Source organism: Collinsella sp. AM43-1 (genome assembly GCF_003467925.1).
GTDB lineage: Bacteria > Actinomycetota > Coriobacteriia > Coriobacteriales > Coriobacteriaceae > Collinsella.
On record NZ_QSFR01000008.1, the window covers coordinates 53,513 to 76,591 of the forward strand.

Annotated in this window: 18 protein-coding genes; 7 read left to right on the top strand and 11 right to left on the bottom strand. The window is 59.9% G+C overall.

Annotated features, from left to right (window positions below):
* Positions 1–52: 52 nt before the first annotated feature.
* Positions 53–910 carry a class II fructose-bisphosphate aldolase gene (locus tag DW925_RS05145; protein ID WP_022095149.1) on the bottom strand — a complete coding sequence of 286 codons (858 nt, stop codon included), beginning with the start codon at positions 908–910 and terminating at the stop codon, positions 53–55.
* Between the two features lie 335 nt (positions 911–1,245).
* Between DW925_RS05145 and DW925_RS05150 the strand changes: the two genes are divergently transcribed.
* Positions 1,246–2,049 carry a DeoR/GlpR family DNA-binding transcription regulator gene (locus DW925_RS05150; protein ID WP_117790530.1) on the top strand — a complete coding sequence of 268 codons (804 nt, stop codon included), beginning with the start codon at positions 1,246–1,248 and terminating at the stop codon, positions 2,047–2,049.
* A gap of 66 nt (positions 2,050–2,115) precedes the next feature.
* Here the strand turns inward: DW925_RS05150 and DW925_RS05155 are convergent, their stop codons facing one another.
* Both DW925_RS05155 and DW925_RS05160 read right to left on the bottom strand, forming a co-directional pair.
* The gene (locus DW925_RS05155) at positions 2,116–3,276 is read right to left on the bottom strand and encodes an FprA family A-type flavoprotein (protein WP_233540236.1); all 1,161 of its coding nucleotides are present in this window, start codon (positions 3,274–3,276) and stop codon (positions 2,116–2,118) included.
* Positions 3,277–3,405: 129 nt separating this feature from the next.
* A complete protein-coding gene (locus DW925_RS05160) occupies positions 3,406–4,392 on the bottom strand; it encodes a LacI family DNA-binding transcriptional regulator (protein ID WP_117790532.1) in 987 nt (328 codons plus the stop codon).
* Positions 4,393–4,775: 383 nt separating this feature from the next.
* On the opposite strand from DW925_RS05160, the gene DW925_RS05165 reads away from it, so the two are divergent.
* Positions 4,776–5,981, top strand: a complete 1,206-nt coding sequence (locus DW925_RS05165) for a galactokinase family protein (RefSeq protein ID WP_117790533.1) — start codon at positions 4,776–4,778, stop codon at positions 5,979–5,981.
* Positions 5,972–7,600, top strand: coding sequence for a UDP-glucose--hexose-1-phosphate uridylyltransferase (locus DW925_RS05170; RefSeq protein WP_233540237.1), 1,629 nt, complete (start codon positions 5,972–5,974; stop codon positions 7,598–7,600). The genes DW925_RS05165 and DW925_RS05170 overlap by 10 nt, the downstream gene beginning before the upstream one ends.
* Positions 7,601–7,841: 241 nt before the next feature.
* Here DW925_RS05170 and DW925_RS05175 read toward each other — a convergent pair whose 3' ends face one another.
* From DW925_RS05175 to DW925_RS05205, 7 genes are all read right to left on the bottom strand, one after another.
* Positions 7,842–8,777 carry a hexose kinase gene (locus DW925_RS05175; protein WP_117790567.1) on the bottom strand — a complete coding sequence of 312 codons (936 nt, stop codon included), beginning with the start codon at positions 8,775–8,777 and terminating at the stop codon, positions 7,842–7,844.
* Positions 8,778–8,833: 56 nt separating this feature from the next.
* Positions 8,834–9,715 carry an aldose 1-epimerase family protein gene (locus DW925_RS05180; protein WP_117790534.1) on the bottom strand — a complete coding sequence of 294 codons (882 nt, stop codon included), beginning with the start codon at positions 9,713–9,715 and terminating at the stop codon, positions 8,834–8,836.
* A gap of 378 nt (positions 9,716–10,093) precedes the next feature.
* Positions 10,094–10,618: a galactose-6-phosphate isomerase subunit LacB gene (lacB, locus tag DW925_RS05185; protein WP_117758684.1), complete on the bottom strand. Its 525-nt coding sequence runs from the start codon at positions 10,616–10,618 to the stop codon at positions 10,094–10,096.
* Between the two features lie 63 nt (positions 10,619–10,681).
* Positions 10,682–11,110 (bottom strand): galactose-6-phosphate isomerase subunit LacA, encoded by a 429-nt coding sequence (lacA, locus tag DW925_RS05190; protein ID WP_006234830.1) that lies wholly within the window; start codon positions 11,108–11,110, stop codon positions 10,682–10,684.
* A 307-nt stretch (positions 11,111–11,417) separates the two neighbouring features.
* Positions 11,418–12,407, bottom strand: a complete 990-nt coding sequence (locus DW925_RS05195) for a hypothetical protein (RefSeq protein WP_117790535.1) — start codon at positions 12,405–12,407, stop codon at positions 11,418–11,420.
* A gap of 326 nt (positions 12,408–12,733) precedes the next feature.
* Positions 12,734–13,072: a PTS lactose/cellobiose transporter subunit IIA gene (locus DW925_RS05200; protein ID WP_089572387.1), complete on the bottom strand. Its 339-nt coding sequence runs from the start codon at positions 13,070–13,072 to the stop codon at positions 12,734–12,736.
* Between the two features lie 214 nt (positions 13,073–13,286).
* A complete protein-coding gene (locus tag DW925_RS05205; protein ID WP_117790536.1) occupies positions 13,287–14,291 on the bottom strand; it encodes a LacI family DNA-binding transcriptional regulator in 1,005 nt (334 codons plus the stop codon).
* Positions 14,292–14,648: 357 nt separating this feature from the next.
* Here DW925_RS05205 and DW925_RS05210 point away from each other — a divergent pair, with 357 nt between their 5' ends.
* Positions 14,649–16,418 (top strand): PTS transporter subunit EIIC, encoded by a 1,770-nt coding sequence (locus tag DW925_RS05210; protein WP_117790537.1) that lies wholly within the window; start codon positions 14,649–14,651, stop codon positions 16,416–16,418.
* Positions 16,419–16,488: 70 nt separating this feature from the next.
* Positions 16,489–17,928: a 6-phospho-beta-galactosidase gene (gene lacG, locus DW925_RS05215; protein WP_117790538.1), complete on the top strand. Its 1,440-nt coding sequence runs from the start codon at positions 16,489–16,491 to the stop codon at positions 17,926–17,928.
* Positions 17,929–18,195: 267 nt separating this feature from the next.
* On the opposite strand, the gene DW925_RS05220 is transcribed toward lacG (DW925_RS05215), so the two are convergent.
* Entirely contained in the window at positions 18,196–19,224 is a 1,029-nt protein-coding gene (locus DW925_RS05220) for a LacI family DNA-binding transcriptional regulator (RefSeq protein ID WP_233540243.1), read from the bottom strand.
* Positions 19,225–19,568: 344 nt separating this feature from the next.
* On the opposite strand from DW925_RS05220, the gene lacG (DW925_RS05225) reads away from it, so the two are divergent.
* Together lacG (DW925_RS05225) and DW925_RS05230 are read left to right on the top strand one after the other, a co-directional pair.
* Positions 19,569–21,017, top strand: coding sequence for a 6-phospho-beta-galactosidase (gene lacG, locus DW925_RS05225; protein ID WP_117790540.1), 1,449 nt, complete (start codon positions 19,569–19,571; stop codon positions 21,015–21,017).
* Between the two features lie 176 nt (positions 21,018–21,193).
* Positions 21,194–22,954, top strand: a complete 1,761-nt coding sequence (locus DW925_RS05230; protein WP_022094682.1) for a PTS lactose transporter subunit IIBC — start codon at positions 21,194–21,196, stop codon at positions 22,952–22,954.
* The last annotated feature ends 125 nt before the right edge of the window (positions 22,955–23,079 follow it).

The window sequence follows — 23,079 nt, forward strand, 5'->3', positions numbered from 1 at the left end:
CTAAGCCCTCATCCCTCCCGGGGATCTATTTTGAGTCGGAGTACCCTTGCTGTTACTCTGCCTTGCCCACGGAGTTGAGGTTGGTCATGCGGATCTTAACCAGCTCGGTGATCTCACGCATGCCCTCCTTGGCCGGCTTCTTGGGGTCGAAGCAGGCAGGGTTCTCGGCCATGTAGGCCATGAAGCCCTTGGTGTAGGCCTGACGCAGCTCGGTGGCGTAGTTGACCTTGCAGATGCCGTTCTTCACAGCCTCGGCAACCTGCTCATCGGGCACACCGGAGGTGCCGTGCAGGACCAGCGGCACGTCGACGGCGTCGCGAATGGCCTTGACCACGGACTGCTCGATGTGAGGATCGCTCGTGTACACGCCGTGGCTGGTGCCAACGCCAATGGCCAGCGAGGTGCAGCCGGTGCGCTCAACAAACTCCTTGGCCTCGGCAGGATCGGTGTAGGGGCTCTCGCCCTCAACCGCGGGACCGTCGTCCTCCTTACCGCCGACCTTGCCGAGCTCGGCCTCGACGGGCACGCCCATGGCGCGTCCAGCGTCGGCGACGGACTTGGTCAGGGCAATGTTGTCCTCGAAGGACTCGTGCGAACCGTCGATCATGACGGAGGTGTAGCCCGTGCGGAAAGCCTGCATGCAGCGGTCATAGCCATCGCCGTGATCGAGGTGCAGGGCGACGGGCACAGAGGCGCGCTCGGCGGCAGCCTTGACCATGCCGTAGAAGTAGTCCAGACCAGCGGTCTTGATGGTGCCCGGGGTGGTCTGCATGATGACGGGGGACTTGGTCTCCTCGGCAGCAGCCAGAACGGCCATAACAAACTCGAGGTTCTCGACGTTGAACGCACCGACGGCGTAGTGGCCGGCCTGAGCGTCCTTGAGCATCTTTTCGGTGGTAACAAGTGCCATGAGCGTTTGCTCCTCTCCCTCGCCCGCATCTGGACATCGGGCGTACGTGTCCGCAAGGCGTTTTACCTTGCGTTTTGCTGCGCCCATTGTATGAAAATCGACGGTGTCGCACGTATGAGATATCACCGGCACACAGGTCAAGACGCTCGTTTTTGAAAAGCAAACGGAAGGGATTCAGGCTAAATTCCCCTATCCGACATTACCGTTTTCAAGCGAATCATCTTTCTTTTATAGAGAAGATAAGTAATCGAAAGGCGTTTACTTGCTCAAAAAGAAAATGAACGAAAATAGACTCAACACAATTCCTGCAAATTTAGGTTGAGGATGGAGCAGCTATGGCCCACGCAACAACCCGAGCTTTCGCCGATGAGCGACGCGCCGCCATCATGGAGATGCTTGAACATAACGCCTCTGTGCAGGTGGCAGAAATCGCCCAGACCTTTGGCGTATCCTCCGTCACCGCCCGCGCCGACCTGGACGCGCTAGCCGAGTCCGGCAAGTTGCGCCGCACGCACGGCGGCGCCGTGTCGCTCCACAAACGCCTAACCGTCTCCACGCAGGATCGCCGCATCAACGTCAACGTTGCCGCCAAGCAAGCCATTGCCCAAAGCGCTATCAGGCTTGTTAACGACGGCGACACGGTGCTTGTCGACTCCGGCACCACGGCACTCGAGTTCGTTCGGCTCCTCGACCAGCGCGACGGCATCACCGTCATCACGGCCGACATTACCATTGCCGATTACATCGACGAGAGCATGCCCTCGGTCGATGTCGTCATGCTGGGCGGGGCGCTGCGCAAAGGCCATCGCTATCTGTACGGCCCACTTATCATGCAGGCGCTCCAAATGGTCCATGCCGACCTTGCCGTCATGTGCCCTGGCGCTTTTGTTCCCGGCTGCGGCTTTACGACCGACTTTCCGCAGATGGCCGAGACCAAAGCGGCTATGGTCGGTGCTGCTCGTCAAAGTGTCGCCCTCATGGACGCCAGTAAGGTCAACGGACGCGGCATGTACCGCTTTGCCGAGCTGACCGACGTCAACGCCATCGTGATGGACCGTGACCCCGATCACGCCGTCGCCACCTCAATCGCCGAGATCGTCGACAACGCACGTCCAGCCCTCATCATCGCCACCAGCTAAAAGAAAACCACCACAAAGGTGCCTGTCCCCTTTGTGGTGGTTTGAGCGTTAAAAGTGAACGTGTCGCTACTTGGAAAGCTCGTCGGCGAGGGCCTCGATCTGAGCGCGCGAGGCGTCGTTGAGCGAACCCAGGACGGTCACCTTGTTCTGCGCCAGGGTGATGTCCTTCATACCCTCGAGCTCCTTGGTCATAACCTTGGCAGCTGCAGGCGCCCAGGAACCGGCCTCGACAAGCGCCACGGTACGGTTCTGATAGGCATGCTCGGCGAGCGTGTGGATGAAGGTGCTCATGAACGGGAAGATCTCGCCCTGATAGGTGATGGAGGCGAGCACCAGGCGGTCGTAGCGGAACGCGTCCTCAACGGCCTCGGCCATGTCGTCGCGAGCCAAGTCAAAAACGGAGACCTTCTGGCCGCGAGCCTCGAGCGCTGCGGCGAGCTCCTCGACGGCGGCCTTCAGGTGGCCGTAGACGCTCGCGTAGGCAATCGTGATGCCCTCGTCCTCGGGCTGATAGCTCGACCAGGTGTTGTAGGTGTCGAGGTAATAGCCCAGGTTCTCGGTAAGAACGGGACCATGGAGCGGGCAGATGACCTGGATGTCCAAATCGGCGGCCTTCTTGAGCACGGCCTGTACAAACTTGCCGAACTTGCCCACGATGCCAAAGTAGTAACGGCGCGCCTCGCAGGCCCACCCTTCCGGATCCTCGATGTCGTTGGCGCCAAACTTGCCAAAGCCGTCGGCACTAAAGAGCACCTTGTCGGTGGCCTCGTAGGAGAACAGCACCTCGGGCCAGTGAACGTTGGGGGCGCCAACGAAGGTCAGGCTGTGGCCGCCCAGGTCGAGCACGTCGCCCTCTTTGACAACCATCTTGCGCTCGGGGTAGTCGGTGCCAAAGTAGTTGACCATCATGCGGAAGGCGCCCATGCTTGCCACAATCTGTGCCTGGGGATAGCGCTCCATAAAGGCGGCGATACCGGCGGAGTGATCAGGCTCCATGTGATGGACAACCAGATAGTCGGGCGTACGGCCATCGAGCACGGCCTCGAGGTTGCCGAGCCACTCGTCGACAAAACCACCGTCGACCGAATCGGCGACAGCGATCTTGTCGCCCAAGATAACGTAGCTGTTGTATGCCATACCGTTCTCGGACACATCGTACTGGCCCTCGAACAGGTCAATGTCGTGATCGTCGACGCCAACGTAGCGGATATCCTTGGTGATCTCCATCAGGCAAAGCCTCCTAGATAGACAAAATAACCCGTCTATCATAGCACTCGCCTTTATAGCCACGGCTATCTGTCAGCATCCTTATCGATTGTTATTGATGCGGAATATACCGCTTTTGACCTGCAAAAACTATGCGCGAGGCTCTGCCGTGCTATGTCGAACGATGAGCTGACCGGGGATGCGAATGGCGACGGTTTTGTCCGTTGCCCCCGCCTTGGGAACCGCGTGCTCGAACACCTCGCGTCCACGCTGATGCAAATCAAATCGAACGGTCGTGAGCTCGTTGTGTGCGACAAAATCATCGAGCGAATCGTCGACGCCCACCACGCTCACGTCCTCGGGCACGCGCAAGCCGCTATCGCGCAGCGCTGCAATGGCGCCATTTGCCATCTGATCGTTTGCCGCATAGATCGCCGTCATGGTGCGATCGTGCTCGGCCAGGTACCTACCGGCCTCGTAACCGCTGTTGGCAGACCAGTCGCCCTCAAGCGGCTCTACCGGCTCGATGTGCTTACGCTCGAGCGCATCCTGCCAACCGGCGCGACGGAACTGCTCGTCGACCGAAAAGGACGGGCCGCCGATATAACGAATCTGCTCGTGTCCCAGCTCAAACAGATGATCCATGAGCAACAGCGAGCAGCCGTAATGATCGGAGTCAACCGTAGTCACCCGCGGGTGCGCATACATGGTAACGATGACCGTGCCAATACCCGGCAACGGATCGAACGTCTCAAAATCGGGAGCCATACGGCTCATGCCGATAATGATGCCGTCCACGGGCAGCGCGGCCATACGACGTGTTGCCTCGGCAAGAGAGAATTCCTCGGTCTTGGACATCTCGACCAGTGTGATGGCGCAATTATGCTCGCGAGCAGCGCTGGCGATGCCGTCGATCATTGAGAGGTTGCCAAACTTGGTGACATCGTTGACGCACAGGCCGACCGAATGGTAACGGCCGTCACGCAACGAACGGCCGGCATAGCTCGGACGGAAGCCGAGCTCTTGCATAGCGGCTTGCACGCGCTGGCGCGTCTGCTCGTTGACGTTAGGCAAACCGTTGGCGACGCGCGAAACCGTCTGCTGCGAAACGCCAGCAGCGCGGGCGACGTCGGCCATGGAGACCGGACGCGTACCTGTATCGTTGGACGGGCGCCTTGCCACAGGATCACCTTCACCCTTGCGAGATCTGAATAGCGTGAATGCCGGCCTGGGCAGAAACACGCCCTGCACCGAGGCCCGCTATCGTCGGACGCATGTTAACGTACTCTACTTTTTCTATCTGCATCTTTTCTGCTTTATAAGTCCATACGACAGTACCGTTCACGGCTGTATTTCTACCGATTACCAGATTCTCAAAAAGTGACAAGCGATGTGTTATGAGTACGTTAACATAGCCCGTAACGTGCGGTATCGTGGACACTTGGTTCATGCCGCTTCAAGTTGTTAACGTACTCATAACGACGCAAAACTCACCCGTGCGCGCCAAGGAAAGGACTCCCATGACCACCCCCGACGAAAAGACGCTCGCCACGCTCACCAAGCTGTTTGAGGAGGAGTTTGGCCCCATCGGCGACCGCCAGGTGCTCTATGTGCACGCGCCCGGCCGCTCCGAGATCAGCGGCAACCACACCGACCACGAGGGTGGCCACGTTATCGCCGGCTCGCTCGATGTCGCTGTTGACGGCATCGCCGTGGCAACCGATTCCAACAAGGTCCGCGTTGCCGACGAGGGCTACCCCACGTTTGAGATCGCGCTCGACACGCTAGACGTTCAGGAGTCCGAGAAGGGCACGTCCGCAAGCCTCGTGCGCGGTATGGCCCACGAGGTCGCAGGTCTCGGCGTTGAGCCCCAGGGCTTCGACTTTGCCTTTACCTGCTCCGTCCCCTCGGGTGGCGGCCTTTCTAGCTCCGCCGCTGTCGAGGCGGCTTACGGCCGCGCCATGGAGACGCTCTGGGGCGCGCCCGCCATTGAACCCGTCGCACTCGCCCAGATGAGCCAGCGCACCGAGAACAACTACTACGGCAAGCCCTGCGGTCTGATGGACCAAGCTGCCGTGTGCCTGGGCGGCCTCGCCTACATGGACTTTGAGGACCAGGCTCAGCCTAAGACCCAGAAGCTCGAGCTCAACTTTGAGGATCACGGCTATGCGCTCGTGCTCGTCAAGGTCGGCGCCGACCATGTGGCAGCCACCGACGACTACGCCGCTGTTCCGCGCGAGATGCAGGACGTCGCCGCCGAGTTTGGCAAGGCACGCCTGTGCGAGGTAAACGTGGCGGACTTTGACGCCAAGCTCCCCGAGCTGCGCGCCAAGCTGGGCGACCGCGCTTGCCTGCGTGCCGTTCACTACTGGTACGAGAACGGCCTGGTCGACAAGCGCTGGGCAGCCCTGAACGCTGGCGACATTGACCAGTTCCTGGTCCTGACGCGCGAGTCCGGCGCCAGCTCTGCCATGTACCTGCAGAATGTTGTTGCCAAGCTGGGTTCCGAGCAGCCTTCCATGTATGCCCTGGCGCTGGCCGAGCACGTGCTCGACGGCCGCGGCGCCGTCCGTATCCACGGTGGCGGCTTTGGTGGCACCATCCAGGCCTTCGTGCCGCTCGATCTGGTCGACACCTTCATTGCCAAGATGAACGGCTGGCTGGGCGAGGGCTCTGCCCGTCACTACGCCATCTCTGACAAGGGGGCTTACGCGGCATGGCTGTAATGACTGACGTGCGAGAGGCCGCGCAGAACCTGATCGAGTACGCCATCCACCGATCGATGATCGGCCAGGACGACCGGATCTGGGCATACAACACCATTTTGGAGTGCATCGGCGCCACGGGTCCCGCACTCGATATGGCCTGGGCGCTCCAGGTTGAGAAACTCTCGCTCTTGCACCCCAATACCCTGCCCGACTTTGATCTTGAAGGCACGCTTGCCGCGCTTTCCGAGGCCGCCGTTACCAACGGTGCCGCCGAGGACACGGCGTCAGGCCGCGACCGCATCGCCATGCGCATCATGGGTGCGCTCATGCCGAGGCCTTCGGTTGTAAACGAGGAGTTCAACGGACGTATGGGCGTCAACGAGCCCCGCGCCGCAACCGACTGGTTCTACGGCCTGTGCTGCGACGCCGGCTACGTGCGCCGTGCCGCCATCGCGCGCAACATCAAATGGAGCACCCCCACCAACTGGGGCGATCTTGAGATCACCATCAACCTCTCCAAGCCTGAGAAGGACCCACGCGATATCGCCGCGGCTGGTGCCGCAAAGAACACGGGCGAGAAGTATCCCGCCTGCCAGCTCTGCATCGAAAACGAGAGCTATCCCGGACGCTCCGCCGCAGCCGACGGCGGCGCTCACCCCGCTCGCCAGAACCTGCGCATTATCCCCATCCAGCTCAACGGCGAGCGCTGGGGTTTCCAGTACAGCCCGTACGCGTACTTTAACGAGCATTGCATTGCCATGAGCTCCGAGCATCGTCCGATGCACGTCGACCGCAAGGGCCTGACCTGCCTGCTCGACTTTGTGGACCTGTTCCCGCATTACTTCATCGGCTCCAACGCCGACCTGCCTATCGTGGGCGGCTCGATTCTGTCGCACGACCACTTCCAGGGTGGCGCGCACGAGTTCCCCATGATGCACGCCGCCGAGGTCTCGCAGTTTAGCGTGCCCGGTTTTAACCAGGTCAGCGGCACCGTGCTGCAGTGGCCGCTCTCGGTGCTGCGCCTGCGCTCGCACGACCGCGCCCAGCTGCTCGATGCCGCCGAGAAGATTATCCTCGCCTGGCGCGAGTGGACCGATGAGTCGGTGGGCGTCATCGCACGCACAGCCGATGGCGTGGCGCACAACACCGTGACGCCCGTCATCCGCCGCGTCGACTCCCGCGGCAATGCCGGAGGCGAGATCTACGAGGCCTACTTGGCGCTTCGCTGCAACATCACGACCGACGAGCATCCGCTGGGCGTGTTCCACCCGCATGCCGAGTACCACCATATTAAAAAGGAGAACATCGGCCTGATCGAGGTCATGGGCCTGGCCATTCTGCCGCCGCGCTTGGTTCCCGAGCTCGGTGCTGTCCGCGAGCACCTGCTGGCGGCCAAGGCCGATGCCAGCTACGATCTTGCCTGCGCTCTCGAGAGCGACGACCTTTGCCGCAGCCACGCCGCATGGGCGGAGGACGTCTTTGCTCGCCGCGCGAACGAGCTTACGGCGGATAACGCCATCGACATCCTGCATGAGGAGGTCGGCGTGGTGTTTAGCCACGTGCTCGACAACGCCGGAGTCTTTAAGTGGGACGAGGACGGACGCGCCGCCCAGCAGCGCTTTATCGACTCACTGTAATGATCCCTTGGGGACGGAGGAAAACAGATCATTCCGCCTGCAAGACAACGGCGCCCGCCGGCAACATCGCCGACGGGCGCCGTTTTATTGGCTAGTCATTGGGGACGTTCTTAAATGACTAGTCAAACAAGAACGTCCCCAACGACTAATGACTCGAGCGTGGAAAATCTCCCACTTTGAGCTCGCATGGGCACCAAAAGCGGGAGATTATCCACGCTCATTCTATTAGGAGTCGCAACCGCTACAACTCTACGACCTCAACGTTGCTGTAGATCACGTCCCAGCGATCCATGACCAGGTGGCCGGTCTTGGGATCCATGGCGTTGAGCTTGCCGCAGGTATTGGCGGTCTTGAGCACCGTGACATCGTCGGCACCGGCAGCAATGGCATGTGCAAAGCCGGCGATGGTCGAGTCACCGGAGCCCGTCGCGTTCACAGCTGCAATCGCGGGTGTCTTGGCGCGGAACGCGCGACCCTCATGGAAGCCCACCGACCCGGCAGCGCCCATCGATACGACAACCCAGGGGATACCGGCAAAGCGGTCATCGGCGGCGAGCGCCTCGCGCAGGGCATCGACATCATCGGTCGTAAAGGACGTACCCAGCAGGCCGTTAATCTCGGTCAGGTTGGGCTTTACGAGCTCGGGCTTAGCGTCGGACTCCAGCGCGGCCTCCAGCGATGCACCCGAGGTGTCGAGCAGCACCTTGGCGCCCGCCTCCTCGGCGATCTTGACGAGCTCGGCATAGTAGCCGGCATCGACGCCACGCGGCAGCGAGCCCGAAAGCGTCACAACGTCCGCCTTCGCTGCAAGCTCAGCGAACTTGGCCGTAAAAGCCTCGAGCTCGGCCGGGGCGATCTGCGGGCCACTCTCCAGCAGCTCGGTCTGATTGCCTTCGTGCAGAATATTCAGGCAAATGCGCGTCTCGCCGGCGATGGGCACAAAGTCGTTCTTGACGCCGTCGGCATCCATAAGCTCGGCCATATAGGCGCCCATGTGGCCGCCGAGCAGACCGGTCGCGAGCACGTCGTCGCCCAGCTGCAGCAGCACGCGGCTCACGTTGAGGCCCTTGCCGCCAGCGGTCTTTTCGGGCGTCACACGGTTAACATCGTCGATGACCAGCTTGTCGAGCTGATAGCGCGTATCAATCGACGGGTTCATGGTAACGGTCAGAATCATGTTGAACTCCTGTTTCCGGGGCACGACACGCGCGGCCCCAAACATACGATAACTCGTTAAAGGATCTCGATCTCAAAGCCGCGGACGATGGTCTCCCCCGGCTTAGCCACCAGGCAGCCACGCTTGTGCTCCAGAATATCGTCCTCGTCGGAGCAGGTGGACAGGCCGCCCCACGGTTCCACGGCCACAAAGTCGCCCTCGGGCTTGCTCCACACAATCAGGTACGGCATATCAGGGAACGTCAGGCGCACGCCCTTGTCCTCGGTCTTCTTGGTCAGCGTGACCACGCGGCTCTCGAGCACGTCGAAGATGGTCTCCGCGAAGTCGAAGAGTTCGTGGGTAAGCGGCAGGTTCTGTCCGATCATGGGGTTCTTGCTGCGATGCTCAACATCAATCAGGCCCGTCGAGGGAACAGCAGTACAGAGCTCGGTGGCCTCATGCTGCTCAAAACGAAGCTCATAATCGCTGTAAGACTCGCCCTCGTCGAGCGGGCACTTAAAGCCAGGATGGCCACCCACAAAGAACGGCATGTCCTCGGTGCCCTCATTGGTTACCTCGTACGACACGGCCACCTTTTCCGAATCGATCGTGTAACGAGCAACGATCTTAAACGGATACGGGTACTGCTCGAGCAACTCGGCATGGTCGGCAGAGCTTAGGCTCAGCGCAACCATGTTGTCGCTCTGCTCCTCGAGCTTCCACTCCTGTTTGCGCGCAAAGCCGTGGCGGGCGAGCTTTACCTCGCGGCCGCCCATGGTCATTGCGCGACCGTCACGAAGGCCACCGCAGATCGGGAAACAAATGGGTGCCTGGCCCGACCAGACCGAAGGATCGCCCTGCCACAGATACTCGCGACCGTCGGCCACAATTGAGGTGAACGAGCCGCCCGCCGTGCTCAGTGCTACGCGGATAGAACCGTTATCAAGAACAAACTCCATAGGAGCCTTCCCTTTCTTACAACAGCCCGCCAAGTCAATAGGGCTGATAGAAAACCGGCCCGCGCCCCCTCACAGAAACGCGAGCCGTCAATTGAAAAGCTGCAAATCGCCAAATACAGCCAAGAGCGAAGCACTCAAGCCAAGCAAGCAAACGTGTTATCGGAGCAGCTCGCCGTACCAGAACGCTTCGCAACAACAGTGGTAACCCTGCAGGTACCCCCAACGTCAGCGAGCGGCGCTCAGGTGCCCCAGGTCGCCGCGAAAGAGGAGCGACGCGTACTTCATGTACGCGAGCGACGGTTTGAGCAGCGAGATGGGGTGCCTGAGCGCCGCGCAGCGTCGACCCGTTATGCGGTTTGGCAAAACCGCGTAACCTCCTTAGTCGTGGTATTCGCCGCGGTCCCACTTCTCGAGGAACTCGTCAAAGAAGTGCGGGTCAGCCTGAGCCACGGCGTCGGCCTTATTGCAGGCATCGATCTTGGCGATCAGGGCATCGTGCTCGGGGGTCTTCTCGTAGGGCTCCTCCAGGAAGGCAAGCATGATATCGGCCATCAGGAACTCGCCGGTGATCTTGCCGCCAAAGCCCACGATGTTGGCGTTGAGCTCGCGACGGGCATACAGGGCAGAGGTCATGTCGCGAACCAGGGCGCAGCGGGCGCCGGGAACCTTGTTGACGGCGTTGGTGATGCCGATGCCGGTGCCGCACAGGGCCACGCCAAAGTCGGCCTTGCCGCTGGCGACAGCCTCGCCCACGGCCTTACCGTAGATGGGATAGTGCGTACGGGTGTGGCTGTAGGTGCCGCAGTCGAGCACCTTGTAGCCAGCCTGCTCCAGGCGGTCGGCCAGATAGATCTTCTCGTCCGTAACGATATGGTCGCAACCGATTGCGATGGTCTTCTTCATCAGAACGTCCTTTCGTCTGAATTCACAAGTTGAGGTAGAAGTTCGAGTTCTCGGTGGCTCTCGTTAGGCCATCTTGTTGAGCATGTCGACACGGATCTGGTGACGGCCGCCGGCGTACTGGGCGCGCAGGAACTCGCGGGCGATCTTCTTGGCGACCTCGGTGCCCACAACGCCCGGGCCCATGGTGACCATGCGCGAGCCGTTGTGCTCGCGGGTCATGTAGGCGGAACGCTCGTCGGAAATGTTGGCGACGACCATGCCCTTGATCTTGACGGCGGCCATATAGGAGCCGACGCCGTACTTATCGAATGCGAAGCCCTGGGAATCCTTGTGCTCCAGCAGGTCCTTGGCAACGGCGGTCGCAGAATCGACAAAGTCCGCGGCAGGGGTCTCTGAATAGTCGACGACCTCGTGACCGTCGGCGATGAGCATCTCCTTGATGGACTCCTTCATCGACATACCGTCGGCATCGGAAGCGATTACAACCCTCATGACATCCTCCTTGAGAGATACGCAGGTGCGTAGTTTCTGTTTGGAAGTGTTGAATCGCGTTCAGGTCCGGGCATCTGAATGTGCGGTTCTTCACTGTTCATGTTTATTTGAACACATTCGAACATCGACTGCAACAATTATTTGTTTATCTTTGTTCTTTTTTGAACAAATACCATTCACGGATGATTGCTGACCGCTTGGGCCCGGCGCAGATGTAGCGACCATGTGTTCAACAAACAAAAGGGCGGCCGAGAACGTGTCTCGGCCGCCCTTCTTGCGGTTGATCTTCCAAAGATCGCGTTGCCGCCTACTCAGACTGTCCGCTCTTCTTGGCATGTTTGGACGGAGCGCTCAAGAAACGACCCGTCAAATAGTTCGCCGGGCCAGAGATATCGATCCCCAGCAGCACGTGTCCTAGCCATAGGAACGCCGCGAGCACCAGCAGCGGGATGACGCACGAGGTCACGATCATCACGATGACGCCTTCGATGAGGTCGGTCACCTGCTGCACGATCTCGTCGGTCATCTGCTTGGCACCGCTGGTTACCGACGTAACAAGGCTCGATGCCCCATCGGTCAGCTGCTCAAGCACGTTTTTGGACTCCGTGGTCTCGGACTTTTTCTTGCTCGATTTTGAGCTGGTCTCGGCTGACTTGTCCGTGGTGCCGGCCGTGTCCGCAGCGTCCGCTGCCTTTTGCTCAGCTTGCTCAATACTTACGCGATACGTTTCGTCGACCTTTTGCGATACCCACACGCTTGCAGGCACCAACGCCATGCCGATCATGGCGACTACCAGCACGCGGGTCGCCACGCGGCGCAAGACGGCACTCGTGCTCCAGCGTCCGTGAATACCAAGCGAGACCGCAAAGAGCACCAACGCAAACGGGATTAAGATGCCCAAGCCAACCGACCACAAAATCGTGAGCAAGTATTTCTCTAGGTATAGCACGGCAAGCACGATACCAAGGTTGCCTGAAAGCTGCGCAAGCTGCTCGGCAACCGGCGTTCCCGTATCACCCGGCAGCGCGGTAATGCCCGCAGACAGCGCCACGCACGAGGCCGTGAGCGCCAGTACGTTACCTTTCTTTTGGTCGATAACCTCGATGGTGGAGTCCCAAGTCTTGGTATCGGCGAAATGTGGGCGTGCGACAAATCCCGACAGCAACGCCAGCACCACGAGCGCAACGATAAAGCCAATCTGCAGCTTTTTGTTTGCGCACACGACATCGGACAGGCTGGGCTGCAGCTCGGTTACCGTCGTGTGCTCGGTTATCTGGACAGGACGCCCATGAGCCATCTCATGCGCATCTCTTTTTTGTATTGACCCGTTATCCGGCATTTGGATACCTCCTCAGTCCGGCCTGTATTGCGGATGGAAGTATACCCACCCATCGAAAAACCGAACGGGAGGGCGTGCGGAAGCCCCAAGACTGCCCCCAACGACTAGTCGTTTAAGAACGTCCCCAATGACTATCACGGGATGAGTTGCGGTGAAATAGGGATTGTTTTGCGCCCGCCGGCCCCTATTCAATCCCTATTCCACCGCAACTTGGAGGAGGACAGAAAAACCCTGCCGCGGGTAGCGGCAGAGCTTTTGGAAGGGGACTTGGTTGTGAGAGCTCGTTAGGCGAGCTTAGCCTCGAGTGCGGCGATGCGCTTATAGGCATCGATGGTAAAGCGGGTCTGCTTCTCCAGAATCATGGTGGTCATGAGGGTGTCCTGGGCGTGAGCCATGATGAAGGTCATCTCCATCTCGCCGCCGCCGGCCTCCTGCGAAAGCAGCTTGGTCTGCGTGTCGTGGGCGCCGATAAGTGCATCGCTGGCATCCTTGTGCAGCTGCTCGGCCTTCTCAAAATCACCCTCGCGAGCAGCATCGAGCGCTGCAAGCAGATCGGTCTGGGCGTCGCCCGCGTATGCGACAATCTCGAATCCAACCATCGAGATTTCTTCTTTGGTTGCCATATTGCGTTCCTTTCACATATGAACCAACGGAGAGCATCGCGTCCGGGCATACGCGCTGCGCTGTGTATGGCAGGAACATTAACATTCAAACAAAAAAGAACAGCGCAAAACGCAATTTCGAGCTATGAACGGTTGCTTTTCGCCCGTGAACGGCTTTTAAGCCAGTCCGAACAATATCAAACACAATTATCGGCAACCCAAACAGGTCCGCACCCTAGCGTACATCGCGCACCGTATCGCCCTCGACGAGCACGCCCGGAAACAGCCTGTGCTCCACGCCAGGCGCAACTCCCTCGGCGCCGGCGATCTTGTCGACCGCCCACATGCCGACACGCTTGTTATCAAAGCGCACCGTGGTCAGGCGACGATCGGGCACGATATCGCCCAGACTATCGTCAACACCCACCACGCTCACGTCCTGGGGCACGCACTTCCCGCGCGACTCGAGTCCGCGAATGCAGCCGTAGGCCATGGCATCGTTGGAGGCATAGATGGCCGTGCAGGTCGGATCGTCTGCCAGAGCCTGACCGGCAGCATAGCCGCTCTGCGCCGTCCAGTCGCCACGGACGAGCTGCGGTGGCTCAATGCCATGCGCGCGCAATGTCTCACGCCAGCCCTCCTCGCGCTGCATGCCCGAAAGCGAGCGCTCGGGACACGAGATAAAGTGCACGGTCTTGTGCCCCTGCCCCAGCAAGTACTCGACGACCTGACGCGAGCAATCGAACTGGTCGTTATCGACCGTCGAGCACAGCGGGTGCTCCAACATGGTAACGAGCACCGTCTGCATGCCGGGCAGCGGCTCAAAGGTGCCAAAGTCCGCCGGCATGCGGTTCATGATCACGACCACGCCGTCCACCGGCAGCGCGCTCATGCGCGACGATGCGCTCTCGAGGGTATAGGGGTGTCCGTCTACTTTAGTAAGGGTGATGGCATAGCCGTGTTTGTCGGCAGCGGCGGCAAAGCCCTCCATACGATCGAGGTTACCGGTGCCGGTAATGTTGAACATGGCGACGCCGACCGTCTTGAACTTGCCGCGGCGCAGTGACCGGCCGGCAAAGTTTGGACGGTAGCCAAGTTCGCGCATGGCGGCGCGCACGCGCTCCTTGGTCTCGGGGCGCACGCTGGGCGAATCGTGCACGGTGCGCGAGACCGTCTGCTCCGAGACGCCCGCGAGGCGCGCCACATCTTTGACGGATACCGATTTTTTAACAGCGGCCATAGGTCGATCTTTCTGTGTCAACGATGCCATTGACGGCATCCTGCGCAGTCATTTTGAACGTCTTCAAGTATATCCAACGCCTCCCCCGCAATACGCTCACCACCCAAAACCTACCGTTCACCGACAATTCTGCTTCGCCGAACGGCTATTGTCGCCCAAATGTTAACGTTGCCATTGTGCAAACACAGAGCCACCGGGCGGCTCAATCGTTTACACGCAAGGAATCGACGGTCTACAGGCACAGGGGCCACCGATTCACATCTTTTTTTGTGTCGCAAAATGGCAACGTCAACATTTTGGCAACCAGACGTCAAAAGCTACCATCGTTGCTAACCCACCGACTCTTAGGAGCTTTGCATGGAGCAACTCATCGCCACCATCGAAAAAGGCCAGCCCTTTTTCAACGCGATCGCCCGCAACAAGTACCTCAAGGCGATTCGCGACGGCTTTATCTCCGTCATCCCCATCATCATCTTCTCGTCCATCTTCTGCCTGGTAGCCTCGGTCCCCAACATCTGGGGTTTCTACTGGCCCGATGACATCAACAACGCCCTGTGGAAGTGCTACAACTACTCCATGGGCATCCTGGCTATCGCCTGTGCCGCCACCACGGCCAAGCACTTCGCCGACGCCCAGAACCGCGACCTGCCCAAGAACAACCAGATCAACTTTATCTCGTGCATGTGCGCGGCCATCATCGGCTTCTTGCTCCTTTCGAGCGACACCATCGCCACGGACGCCGCCAGCGGCTTCAACACCACCTACCTTGGTTCCAAGGGCCTGCTGACTGCCTTCATCGCTGCATTTGTGACCGGCATCATCTACAAGTTCTTTATCAAGCGCAACATCACCGTCAAGATGCCCGAGCAGGTTCCGCCCAACATCTCGCAGACCTTTAAGGACATCATCCCCTTCTCCGTCTGCATCACCGTCTTTTGGGTCTTTGACATCGTCTTCCGCGCTGCCTTTGGCTTCTGCTTTGCCCAGGGCGTCATCCAGGTGTTCCAGCCCCTGTTCACCGCTGCCGACGGCTACATAGGACTCGCTGTGATCTACGGCGCCATGAGCCTGTTCTGGTTCGTCGGCGTCCACGGCCCCTCGATCGTCGAGCCCGCCATCGCCGCCGCCCTCGTTGCCAACATGACCGACAATCTGGCTGCATTCCAGGCCGGCGAGCACGCCACCGCCGTCCTGACGCAGGGCGCCCAGTACTTCGTCGTCTGCATGGGCGGCACCGGCGCCACGCTCGTCCTGGTCTTTATGTTCTGCTTCCTGGCCAAGTCCCAGGAGATGCGCGCCGTCGGTAAGGCCGCCATCGTCCCCGTGTGCTTTGCCGTCAACGAGCCGCTGCTGTTCGCCGCACCTATCGTGCTCAACCCCGTCTTCTTTGTCCCGTTTGTCTTTGCCCCGATCGCCAACATCTGGATCCTCAAGGTCTTTATCGACTTCTTGGGCATGAACGGCTTTATGTACACCCTGCCTTGGACCGTCCCCGGCCCCATTGGCACCATCATGGGCCTGGGCTTCCAGCCGCTCGCCTTTGTGATGCTCGCCATCATCCTAGTCGTCGACTTTGCCCTGTACTACCCGTTCTTCCGTGCCTATGACGCCCAGAAGTGCGCCGAGGAGGCCGAGATCTCCCAGGAGGAGCTCGCCGCCAAGAACGCCGAGAAGGCCGCCAAGCTCAACGACGCCTTCCAGGGTAAGGCCGACGCCAAGAGTGTTGCCGCCGGCGCCGCTGCCGAGGTCGTAAAGACCGACGCCGCCCCCGCTGCTGCCGCCACCGAGGCTACGGCCGCCAGCGACCTCAACGGCAAGCGCGTACTCGTGCTCTGCCAGGGCGGCGGCACCTCGGGCCTGCTCGCCAACGCGCTGGCCAAGGCCGCCAAGGAGCGCGGCATCGATCTTGAAACCGCTGCCGACGCCTATGGCAACCACGTGGACATGCTCCCCGACTTTGACCTGGTCGTCCTGGCCCCGCAGGCTGCCAGCTACCTGGCCGACCTGCAGAAGGACTGCGAGCGTGTGGGCAACAAGTGCGTCGCCTGCCGTGGTAAGCAGTACATCGAGCTCTCCCAGAACGGCGACAAGTCTCTCGCCTTCGTAAGCGAGCAGCTGTCGAAGTAAGTAACGCTTAGGGCCAGCCGACCATCCAAGGCCGGCTGGCCCTTCGATTTAGACGATTGGATATTTCATCATGTCCGTTAACCCTGCTAGCGTCACCAACCCGCCCGCGCAGTTTCCCGAGGACTTTGTCTTTGGCGGCGCCACTGCTGCCTACCAGGTAGAGGGCGAGACCCGCACCCACGGAAAGGGCAAGGTCGCCTGGGACGACTTCCTGGAGGCCCAGGGCCGTTTCTCCCCCGACCCCGCTTCCGACTTCTACAACCAGTACCCCGTCGATCTGGAGCTGTGCGAGGAGTTCGGCATCAACGGCATTCGCCTCTCCATCGCCTGGAGCCGCATCTTCCCCGAGGGCACCGGCAAGGTGAACCCCGAGGGCGTGCAGTTCTACCACGACCTCTTTGCCGAGTGCCACAAGCACCACGTTGAGCCGTTTGTCACGCTGCATCACTTCGACACGCCGCTGCCCCTCTTTGAGAAGGGCGACTTCCTCAACCGCGAGACCATCGACGCCTTTGTGGACTTTGCCACCTTCTGCTTTAAGGAATACGCTGACCAGGTGACCTATTGGTTCACCTTTAACGAGATCTGGGCCGACGCCTCCAACACCTACATCGAGGGCACCTTCCCCGGTGGCGTCAAGGCGCACCTGGCCGAAGCTTTCCAGTGCGAGCACAACATGATGCTCGCCCACGCCAAGGCAGTGTTGGCCTTCCACAACGGTGGTTTTAAGGGCAAGATCGGCGTCATCCAGTCGCTGGAGTTTAAGTACCCGCTCAATGAGAACGACCCCGCGGACATCAAGGCCGCCAACAACGAGCACGTGCTGCAGAACCAGTTCTTGCTCGACGCCACCTTCCGCGGCGACTATGCCCCCGACACCCTCGAGTGCGCCAACCGCCTGGCTGCAGTCTCCGGCGGCACCATCGAAATCCGCGAGGAGGATCTCGAGATCATGCGCGAGGCAGCGCTCTACAACGACTACCTGGGCGTCAACAACTACCAGTGCCGCTTCCTCAAGGCTTACGATGGCGAGAACGACCTGCACCACAACGGCACGGGCGAGAAGGGTACCGGCCGCTGGCGCGTCAAAGGCATTGGCGAGCACGTGAACAAGCCCGGCATCCCCACCACCGACTGGGACTGGATCATCTATCCCGAGGGTCTGTTCGATCTGCTCGTCTACATTAAGCAGCGCTACCCCAACTACAAGCAGATCTTCATCACCGAGAACGGCATGGGCTACAAGGACCCCTACAAGGACGGTTTTGTGGACGACCAGCCGCGCATCGACTACATCGAGCAGCACCTGCGCTGGTTGCTCAAGGCCATGGAGGTAGGCGTCAACGTGGGCGGCTACTTCCTGTGGAGCTTGCAGGATCAGTTCTCCTGGACCAATGGCTACAACAAGCGTTACGGCTTCTTCTACGTTGACTTTGAGACCCAGAAGCGCACGCCCAAGGCGAGCGCCTACTGGTACAAGCACGTGGCGCAGACCCGTCGTCTGGACTAGTGGCTGGCGGGGTTGCCCGCTCACACAACCTGTCCCCATTTCTCAGCCGGGGGCGGCACGTCACACGGCGCGCCGCCCCCGGCCTTTTTGTTTTTGAGCGGGTCGGCAACCATTTGTCTCGATCTGTAACATCTAGCTGAGTTTTTCGGTCCTAGCTGTTACAGATCAAGATGAACAGGATTGTGCTTTCCGAAGAATCTAAATCTGTAACACGTAGCCCGCTTTTGACCGTCTACCTGTTACAAATCGAGACAAACGGAGTAGGACCTAACCCCGTATGTCCCTAACAGTCGAGCGTTCGACCAGCGTACTCGGCACATGAATCGCCTCGATAGACGAGCTCTCTCCAATCGCCGCCTCAAACGCAAGCTTGCCGACGCCGCGCAAATCAAATCGCAGCGTCGTCAGCCGATTGTGAGGAACAAGTCCCTCGAGTGCGTCGTCGATACCAACCACGCTCACGTCGTCGGGCACGGACAGGCCCGCGTTCTCGAGCGCGGCGATAACGCCCAGCGCCATCTGGTCATTTGCCGCAAGCACGGCAGTCGGCGCCTGCGACCCGCCGGCAAGCACCTCGGCCGCAATCCGCTCGCCCATGGCGTACCCACTGTCCGCACTCCAATCGCCACGCAGCATCGGAGCGGCATCGACATGAGCACGACCCAGCGTATCGCGCCAACCGGCCTCACGAAAACGCGAGGAAATCGAGTTTTCCGGACCCGCCACAAACCGCATATTCGAGTGACCATGTTCCAGCAGATAATTGGTCAACAGCTCGCACGAACCATACTGGTCGGAGTCGATCGTCGTGCAGCGCGGATGCGCATACATGGACAGGATGACCGTTCGCACTCCCGGCTGGGGAACAAACTCCTCAAAATCGGGAGCCATGCGGTTCATGTTGAGAATCATGCCGTCGACGGGTCGCTCGACCATGCGGCGCGAGGCATCGGCAAGTGCATAGGGCTTGTCGCCGCCCATCTCGATCATAGTGACGGCAAAATCGTGCTCGCGCGCCGCTTGCATGATACCCTCGAGCGTCGCCAGGTTACCGACACGTGTGATGTTGTACATGCACAGGCCAATAGAACGATACGACCCGCCGCGCAACGCCGCTCCAGCAAAATTGGGACGAAAGCCCAGCTCTTCCATGGCGGCCAGCACACGCTTGCGCGTCTTTTCCGTCACGTTGGGCATACCGTTGACCACGCGAGACACAGTCTGGCGGCTCACGCCAGCGAGCGCCGCAACCTCTGCCGCGCTCGCCGAACGACCATTCCTTGTCTGCTGAGCCATGCCTTCCACGCTAACCTGCTTCCCAACTATTCCCCGCGCCCATGGCGCATCGTACATACATTGATAACGTGCTCATGATACCCGAGCCATATACCACAACATGAAAACTTCTGTCAATCAAAACCGCTTACCGAACAAATACAACCGTTCGCGGCTGTTTGAAGTTGTTTTGTTTCTATACATCCCAGCCGGATGTTAACGTGCTCATTGTCAAATGTTCACGTGCTCATTTTGGTTCTAATCATTTTAAGATAGTGTTTATCGGGCTTTTTCACCGCTGAACGCTAACCAGGGAGCCTCCTGAGCACAAACGCACAATATCGAACAGCGAGACGAGAGGGTGTATGCATATGTCTTTGCTAAACCGCGTACAGCAGCTGCCGAAGTGCTTTGTTTGGGGCGCCGCAACCGCCGCGTACCAAACGGAAGGTTCCACGAAGGTGGCAGGCAAGGGTAAGACCATGTGGGACGATTACCTTGTCGCCCAGGGTCGCTTTTTGCCCGACCCGGCCAGTGATTTCTACAACCGCTACGAGGAGGATATCCGCCTTTCTGCCGAGCATGGACTCAACGCCATCCGTGTGTCCATCGCCTGGACCCGCATCTTCCCCAACGGCGACGATGCCGAGCCCCTCGCCGAGGGCGTTAAGCACTACCACGAGCTGTTCGCCTGCTGCAAAAAGTATGGCGTCGAGCCCTATGTGTCCCTGCATCACTTTGACTCCCCCGCCGCCCTGTTCAACCAGGGCGACTGGCTCAACCGCAAGACCGTCGACGCCTATGTGCGCTATGCCGAGTTCTGCTTCCGCGAGTTCCGCGAGGTCAAGAATTGGTTCACCATCAACGAGCTCATCAGCCTCTCGCACTCCCAATACATCCAAGGCAACTTCCCGCCCAACCATCACTTTGATGTGACGAGCGGCATCCAGAGCCAGCACAACGAGCTCGTTGCCCACGCCCGCGCCGTCAACCTGTATAAGGATCTTGACGAGACCGAGCACCTGGGCGGACGCATTGGCATGGTCAACGTCCTGACGCCGGCATATCCTGCCACCGACTCGCCCGCCGACCAGCACGCCGCCGACCTGTACAACGCCTTCTACACCGACTTCATCATGGACGGCGCCTTCCTGGGTCACTACTCCGCGCGCACCCTCTCACTCATCAACGAGATTCTGCGTGCCAACAACGCCACACTTACGGTTGAGGACAGCGACATGGAGGAGCTCGCCAAGGCGGCGCCCCGCAACGATATGTTCGGCCTCAACTACTATCAGTCGGCGTTTATCGCCGCCTACGATGGCGAGTCCACCAACAGCTTTAACGGCACCGGAGACAAGGGCACCTCGTGCTTTAAGTTTAAGGGCGTCGGGCAGCAGGTCGATATGCCGGGTATCCCCACCACCGACTGGGATTGGCTCATCTACCCGCAAGGCCTCTACGACACGCTCAAGCACATCAGCGCCACCTATCCCAACCTCCCCGTCATCTATATCACCGAAAACGGCCTGGGCCACAAGGACCCCGAGCCCGACGCAAACGGCATCGTCGCTGATCCCGAGCGCATCGACTTTGTCGACCAGCACATGGAGAAGGTGCTCCAGGCGCGCGCCGAGGGCGTCGACGTCCAGGGCTACTTTATCTGGAGCCTGCAGGACCAGTTCTCGTGGGCCAATGGCTATAACAAGCGCTACGGCCTGTTCTACATCGACTTCGACACGCAAAAACGCTACATCAAGCAGTCGGCACTCTGGTACAAGGAGCTCGCCGACACCATGGCGGACGCGCAGTAGCGCATCGCCTCGCTTTCCCCCGAGAGGGGAGCGGCCCTATGCGATACAAACCCAGCCGCTCCCCTCTCTCCCCCTGGGACCGACCCCGCCTGCACCCGGGCTTTTAGCAAGCGGGAGACCATATAGGTTTTCAACGTCCATGCCATTAAGATTTCATGCAAAGAGGAGCGTGAACTATGGAATCGATCGTTAAGTTCTTGGAGAAAGGTCAGCCGTACTTCGACAAGGTCTCTAAGAACATCTACCTTCAGGCCATTAAAGACGGCTTTTTGGCAGCAATGCCCATCATTCTGTCTTCTTCTGTCTTCCTGCTTATTTCGACCCTGCCGGGCGTTGTCGCCACGGTCGGTGGCTTTACGCTGCCCGACTGGTGGAACGTCGACGTCGTGAACTTCTGCAACAAGGTTTACAACTTCACGATGGGCGTCGTGGGCATCATGGTCGCCGGCACCACCGCAAGCGCGCTGACCGGCTCCAAGAACCGCCGCATGCCTGCCGGCAAGGCCATCAACGCCACGAGCACCATGGTCGCCGCCATGTGCGCTATGCTCATCTTGGCCGTTACCCAGACGAGTGCCAAGATCGACGGCGCCGATGTCTCGGTGTTCTTTACCGACAACATGGGCACCAAGGGCCTGCTGAGCTCCTTTGTCGCCGCATTTGCCACGGTCAACATCTATGCCTTCTGCATTAAGCGAGACATCACCATCAAGCTGCCCAAAGAAGTTCCCGGCGCCATCGCCCAGAACTTCCGCGACATCTTCGCCTTCAGCTTCTCCATCCTGTTTGTCGCCGTCATCGACGTTATCTGCCGCACCTGCTTGGCCGTCCCGTTTGCCAACGTCATCTCCACGCTGGTGAGCCCGCTGTTCGCCGCTGCCGATTCCTACGCCGGCCTCGCCCTCATCTGGTTCATGATCCCGCTGTTCTGGTTCATGGGCATCCACGGCCCCTCGGTCGTTAAGCCTGCCCTCAACGCCGCGCTGTTTGGCAACATCACTACCAACCTCGCCACGCTGCAGGCCGGCGGTCACCCCGCCCTCGCCCTGACCGAGAACTTCGGTAACTACATCGGCGAACTCGGCGGCACCGGCGCCACGTTCATTGTCCCGATCATCTTCCTGCTCTTTATGCGCTCCAAGCAGCTCAAGGCCGTCGGCAAAGCCTCTGTCGTGCCCGTGATGTTCGCCGTCAACGAGCCGCTGCTGTTCGCCGCGCCCATCATCCTCAACCCGTACTTCCTGATCCCGTTCCTGTTTGCCCCCGTGGCCAACGTCCTCATTGGTAAGTTCTTCATCGACTTTTTGGGCATGAACGGCTTTATCTATGCCATGCCGTGGGCACTCCCCGGACCGATCGGCACCTTCATCGACACCAACTTCCAGCCGATCTCTCTGGTCCTGGTTGTCGTCCTGCTGGTCGTTGACTTCTTGATCTACTACCCGTTCTGTAAGGCCTACGACAACGTCCTGTGCAAGCAGGAGGCCGAGACCCTGGCCGAAGAAGAGGCCGAGGAGACCAAGGCCGTCAAGACCGCTGCCGCCCCCGCCGTTGAGGCTCCCGTTGTCGAGACCGCTTCTGCCACTGAGGCCTCCGCAGCTCCGTCCGCCCTTAAGGGCAAGGACCTGAGGGTTCTGGTTCTGTGCGCTGGCGCCGGCACCTCTGCACTGCTCGCCAACGCGCTTAAGGAAGGCGCCGACGAGCTGGGCATCGACATTACCGCCAACGCCGGTGCCTACGGCAGCCACTACGCCATCATGGACCAGTACAACGTCATCGTCCTGGCTCCGCAGGTTCGCACCTATTACAACGAGATGAAGGCCGACACCGACCGCCTGGGCATCACGCTGCTGTCGCCCAAGGGCAAACAGTACATCGACCTCACTAAGGATCCCAAGGGTGCCGTCGCCTGGATCGAGGAAAACCTCGAGGCATAAGACGCTGACACCACCTGCCGCTCGCAGACAATAAATGGCCCGTGCATCGATGTGTGATGCGCGGGCCATTTTGTTTAGACCGCACCCGTCCTCCTGTTCATCTCAATCTGTAACATCTAGCCGAG

Excerpts from the sequence above, each read along its gene's own strand:
- DW925_RS05145 (WP_022095149.1), bottom strand. The coding sequence starts at position 910 with ATGGCACTTGTTACCACCGAAAAGATGCTCAAGGACGCTCAGGCCGGC.
- DW925_RS05150 (WP_117790530.1), top strand. The coding sequence starts at position 1,246 with ATGGCCCACGCAACAACCCGAGCTTTCGCCGATGAGCGACGCGCCGCC.
- DW925_RS05155 (WP_233540236.1), bottom strand. The coding sequence starts at position 3,276 with ATGGAGATCACCAAGGATATCCGCTACGTTGGCGTCGACGATCACGAC.
- DW925_RS05160 (WP_117790532.1), bottom strand. The coding sequence starts at position 4,392 with ATGGCCGACGTCGCCCGCGCTGCTGGCGTTTCGCAGCAGACGGTTTCG.
- DW925_RS05165 (WP_117790533.1), top strand. The coding sequence starts at position 4,776 with ATGACCACCCCCGACGAAAAGACGCTCGCCACGCTCACCAAGCTGTTT.
- DW925_RS05170 (WP_233540237.1), top strand. The coding sequence starts at position 5,972 with ATGGCTGTAATGACTGACGTGCGAGAGGCCGCGCAGAACCTGATCGAG.
- DW925_RS05175 (WP_117790567.1), bottom strand. The coding sequence starts at position 8,777 with ATGATTCTGACCGTTACCATGAACCCGTCGATTGATACGCGCTATCAG.
- DW925_RS05180 (WP_117790534.1), bottom strand. The coding sequence starts at position 9,715 with ATGGAGTTTGTTCTTGATAACGGTTCTATCCGCGTAGCACTGAGCACG.
- lacB (WP_117758684.1), bottom strand. The coding sequence starts at position 10,618 with ATGAAGAAGACCATCGCAATCGGTTGCGACCATATCGTTACGGACGAG.
- lacA (WP_006234830.1), bottom strand. The coding sequence starts at position 11,110 with ATGAGGGTTGTAATCGCTTCCGATGCCGACGGTATGTCGATGAAGGAG.
- DW925_RS05195 (WP_117790535.1), bottom strand. The coding sequence starts at position 12,407 with ATGGCTCATGGGCGTCCTGTCCAGATAACCGAGCACACGACGGTAACC.
- DW925_RS05200 (WP_089572387.1), bottom strand. The coding sequence starts at position 13,072 with ATGGCAACCAAAGAAGAAATCTCGATGGTTGGATTCGAGATTGTCGCA.
- DW925_RS05205 (WP_117790536.1), bottom strand. The coding sequence starts at position 14,291 with ATGGCCGCTGTTAAAAAATCGGTATCCGTCAAAGATGTGGCGCGCCTC.
- DW925_RS05210 (WP_117790537.1), top strand. The coding sequence starts at position 14,649 with ATGGAGCAACTCATCGCCACCATCGAAAAAGGCCAGCCCTTTTTCAAC.
- lacG (WP_117790538.1), top strand. The coding sequence starts at position 16,489 with ATGTCCGTTAACCCTGCTAGCGTCACCAACCCGCCCGCGCAGTTTCCC.
- DW925_RS05220 (WP_233540243.1), bottom strand. The coding sequence starts at position 19,224 with ATGGCTCAGCAGACAAGGAATGGTCGTTCGGCGAGCGCGGCAGAGGTT.
- lacG (WP_117790540.1), top strand. The coding sequence starts at position 19,569 with ATGCATATGTCTTTGCTAAACCGCGTACAGCAGCTGCCGAAGTGCTTT.
- DW925_RS05230 (WP_022094682.1), top strand. The coding sequence starts at position 21,194 with ATGGAATCGATCGTTAAGTTCTTGGAGAAAGGTCAGCCGTACTTCGAC.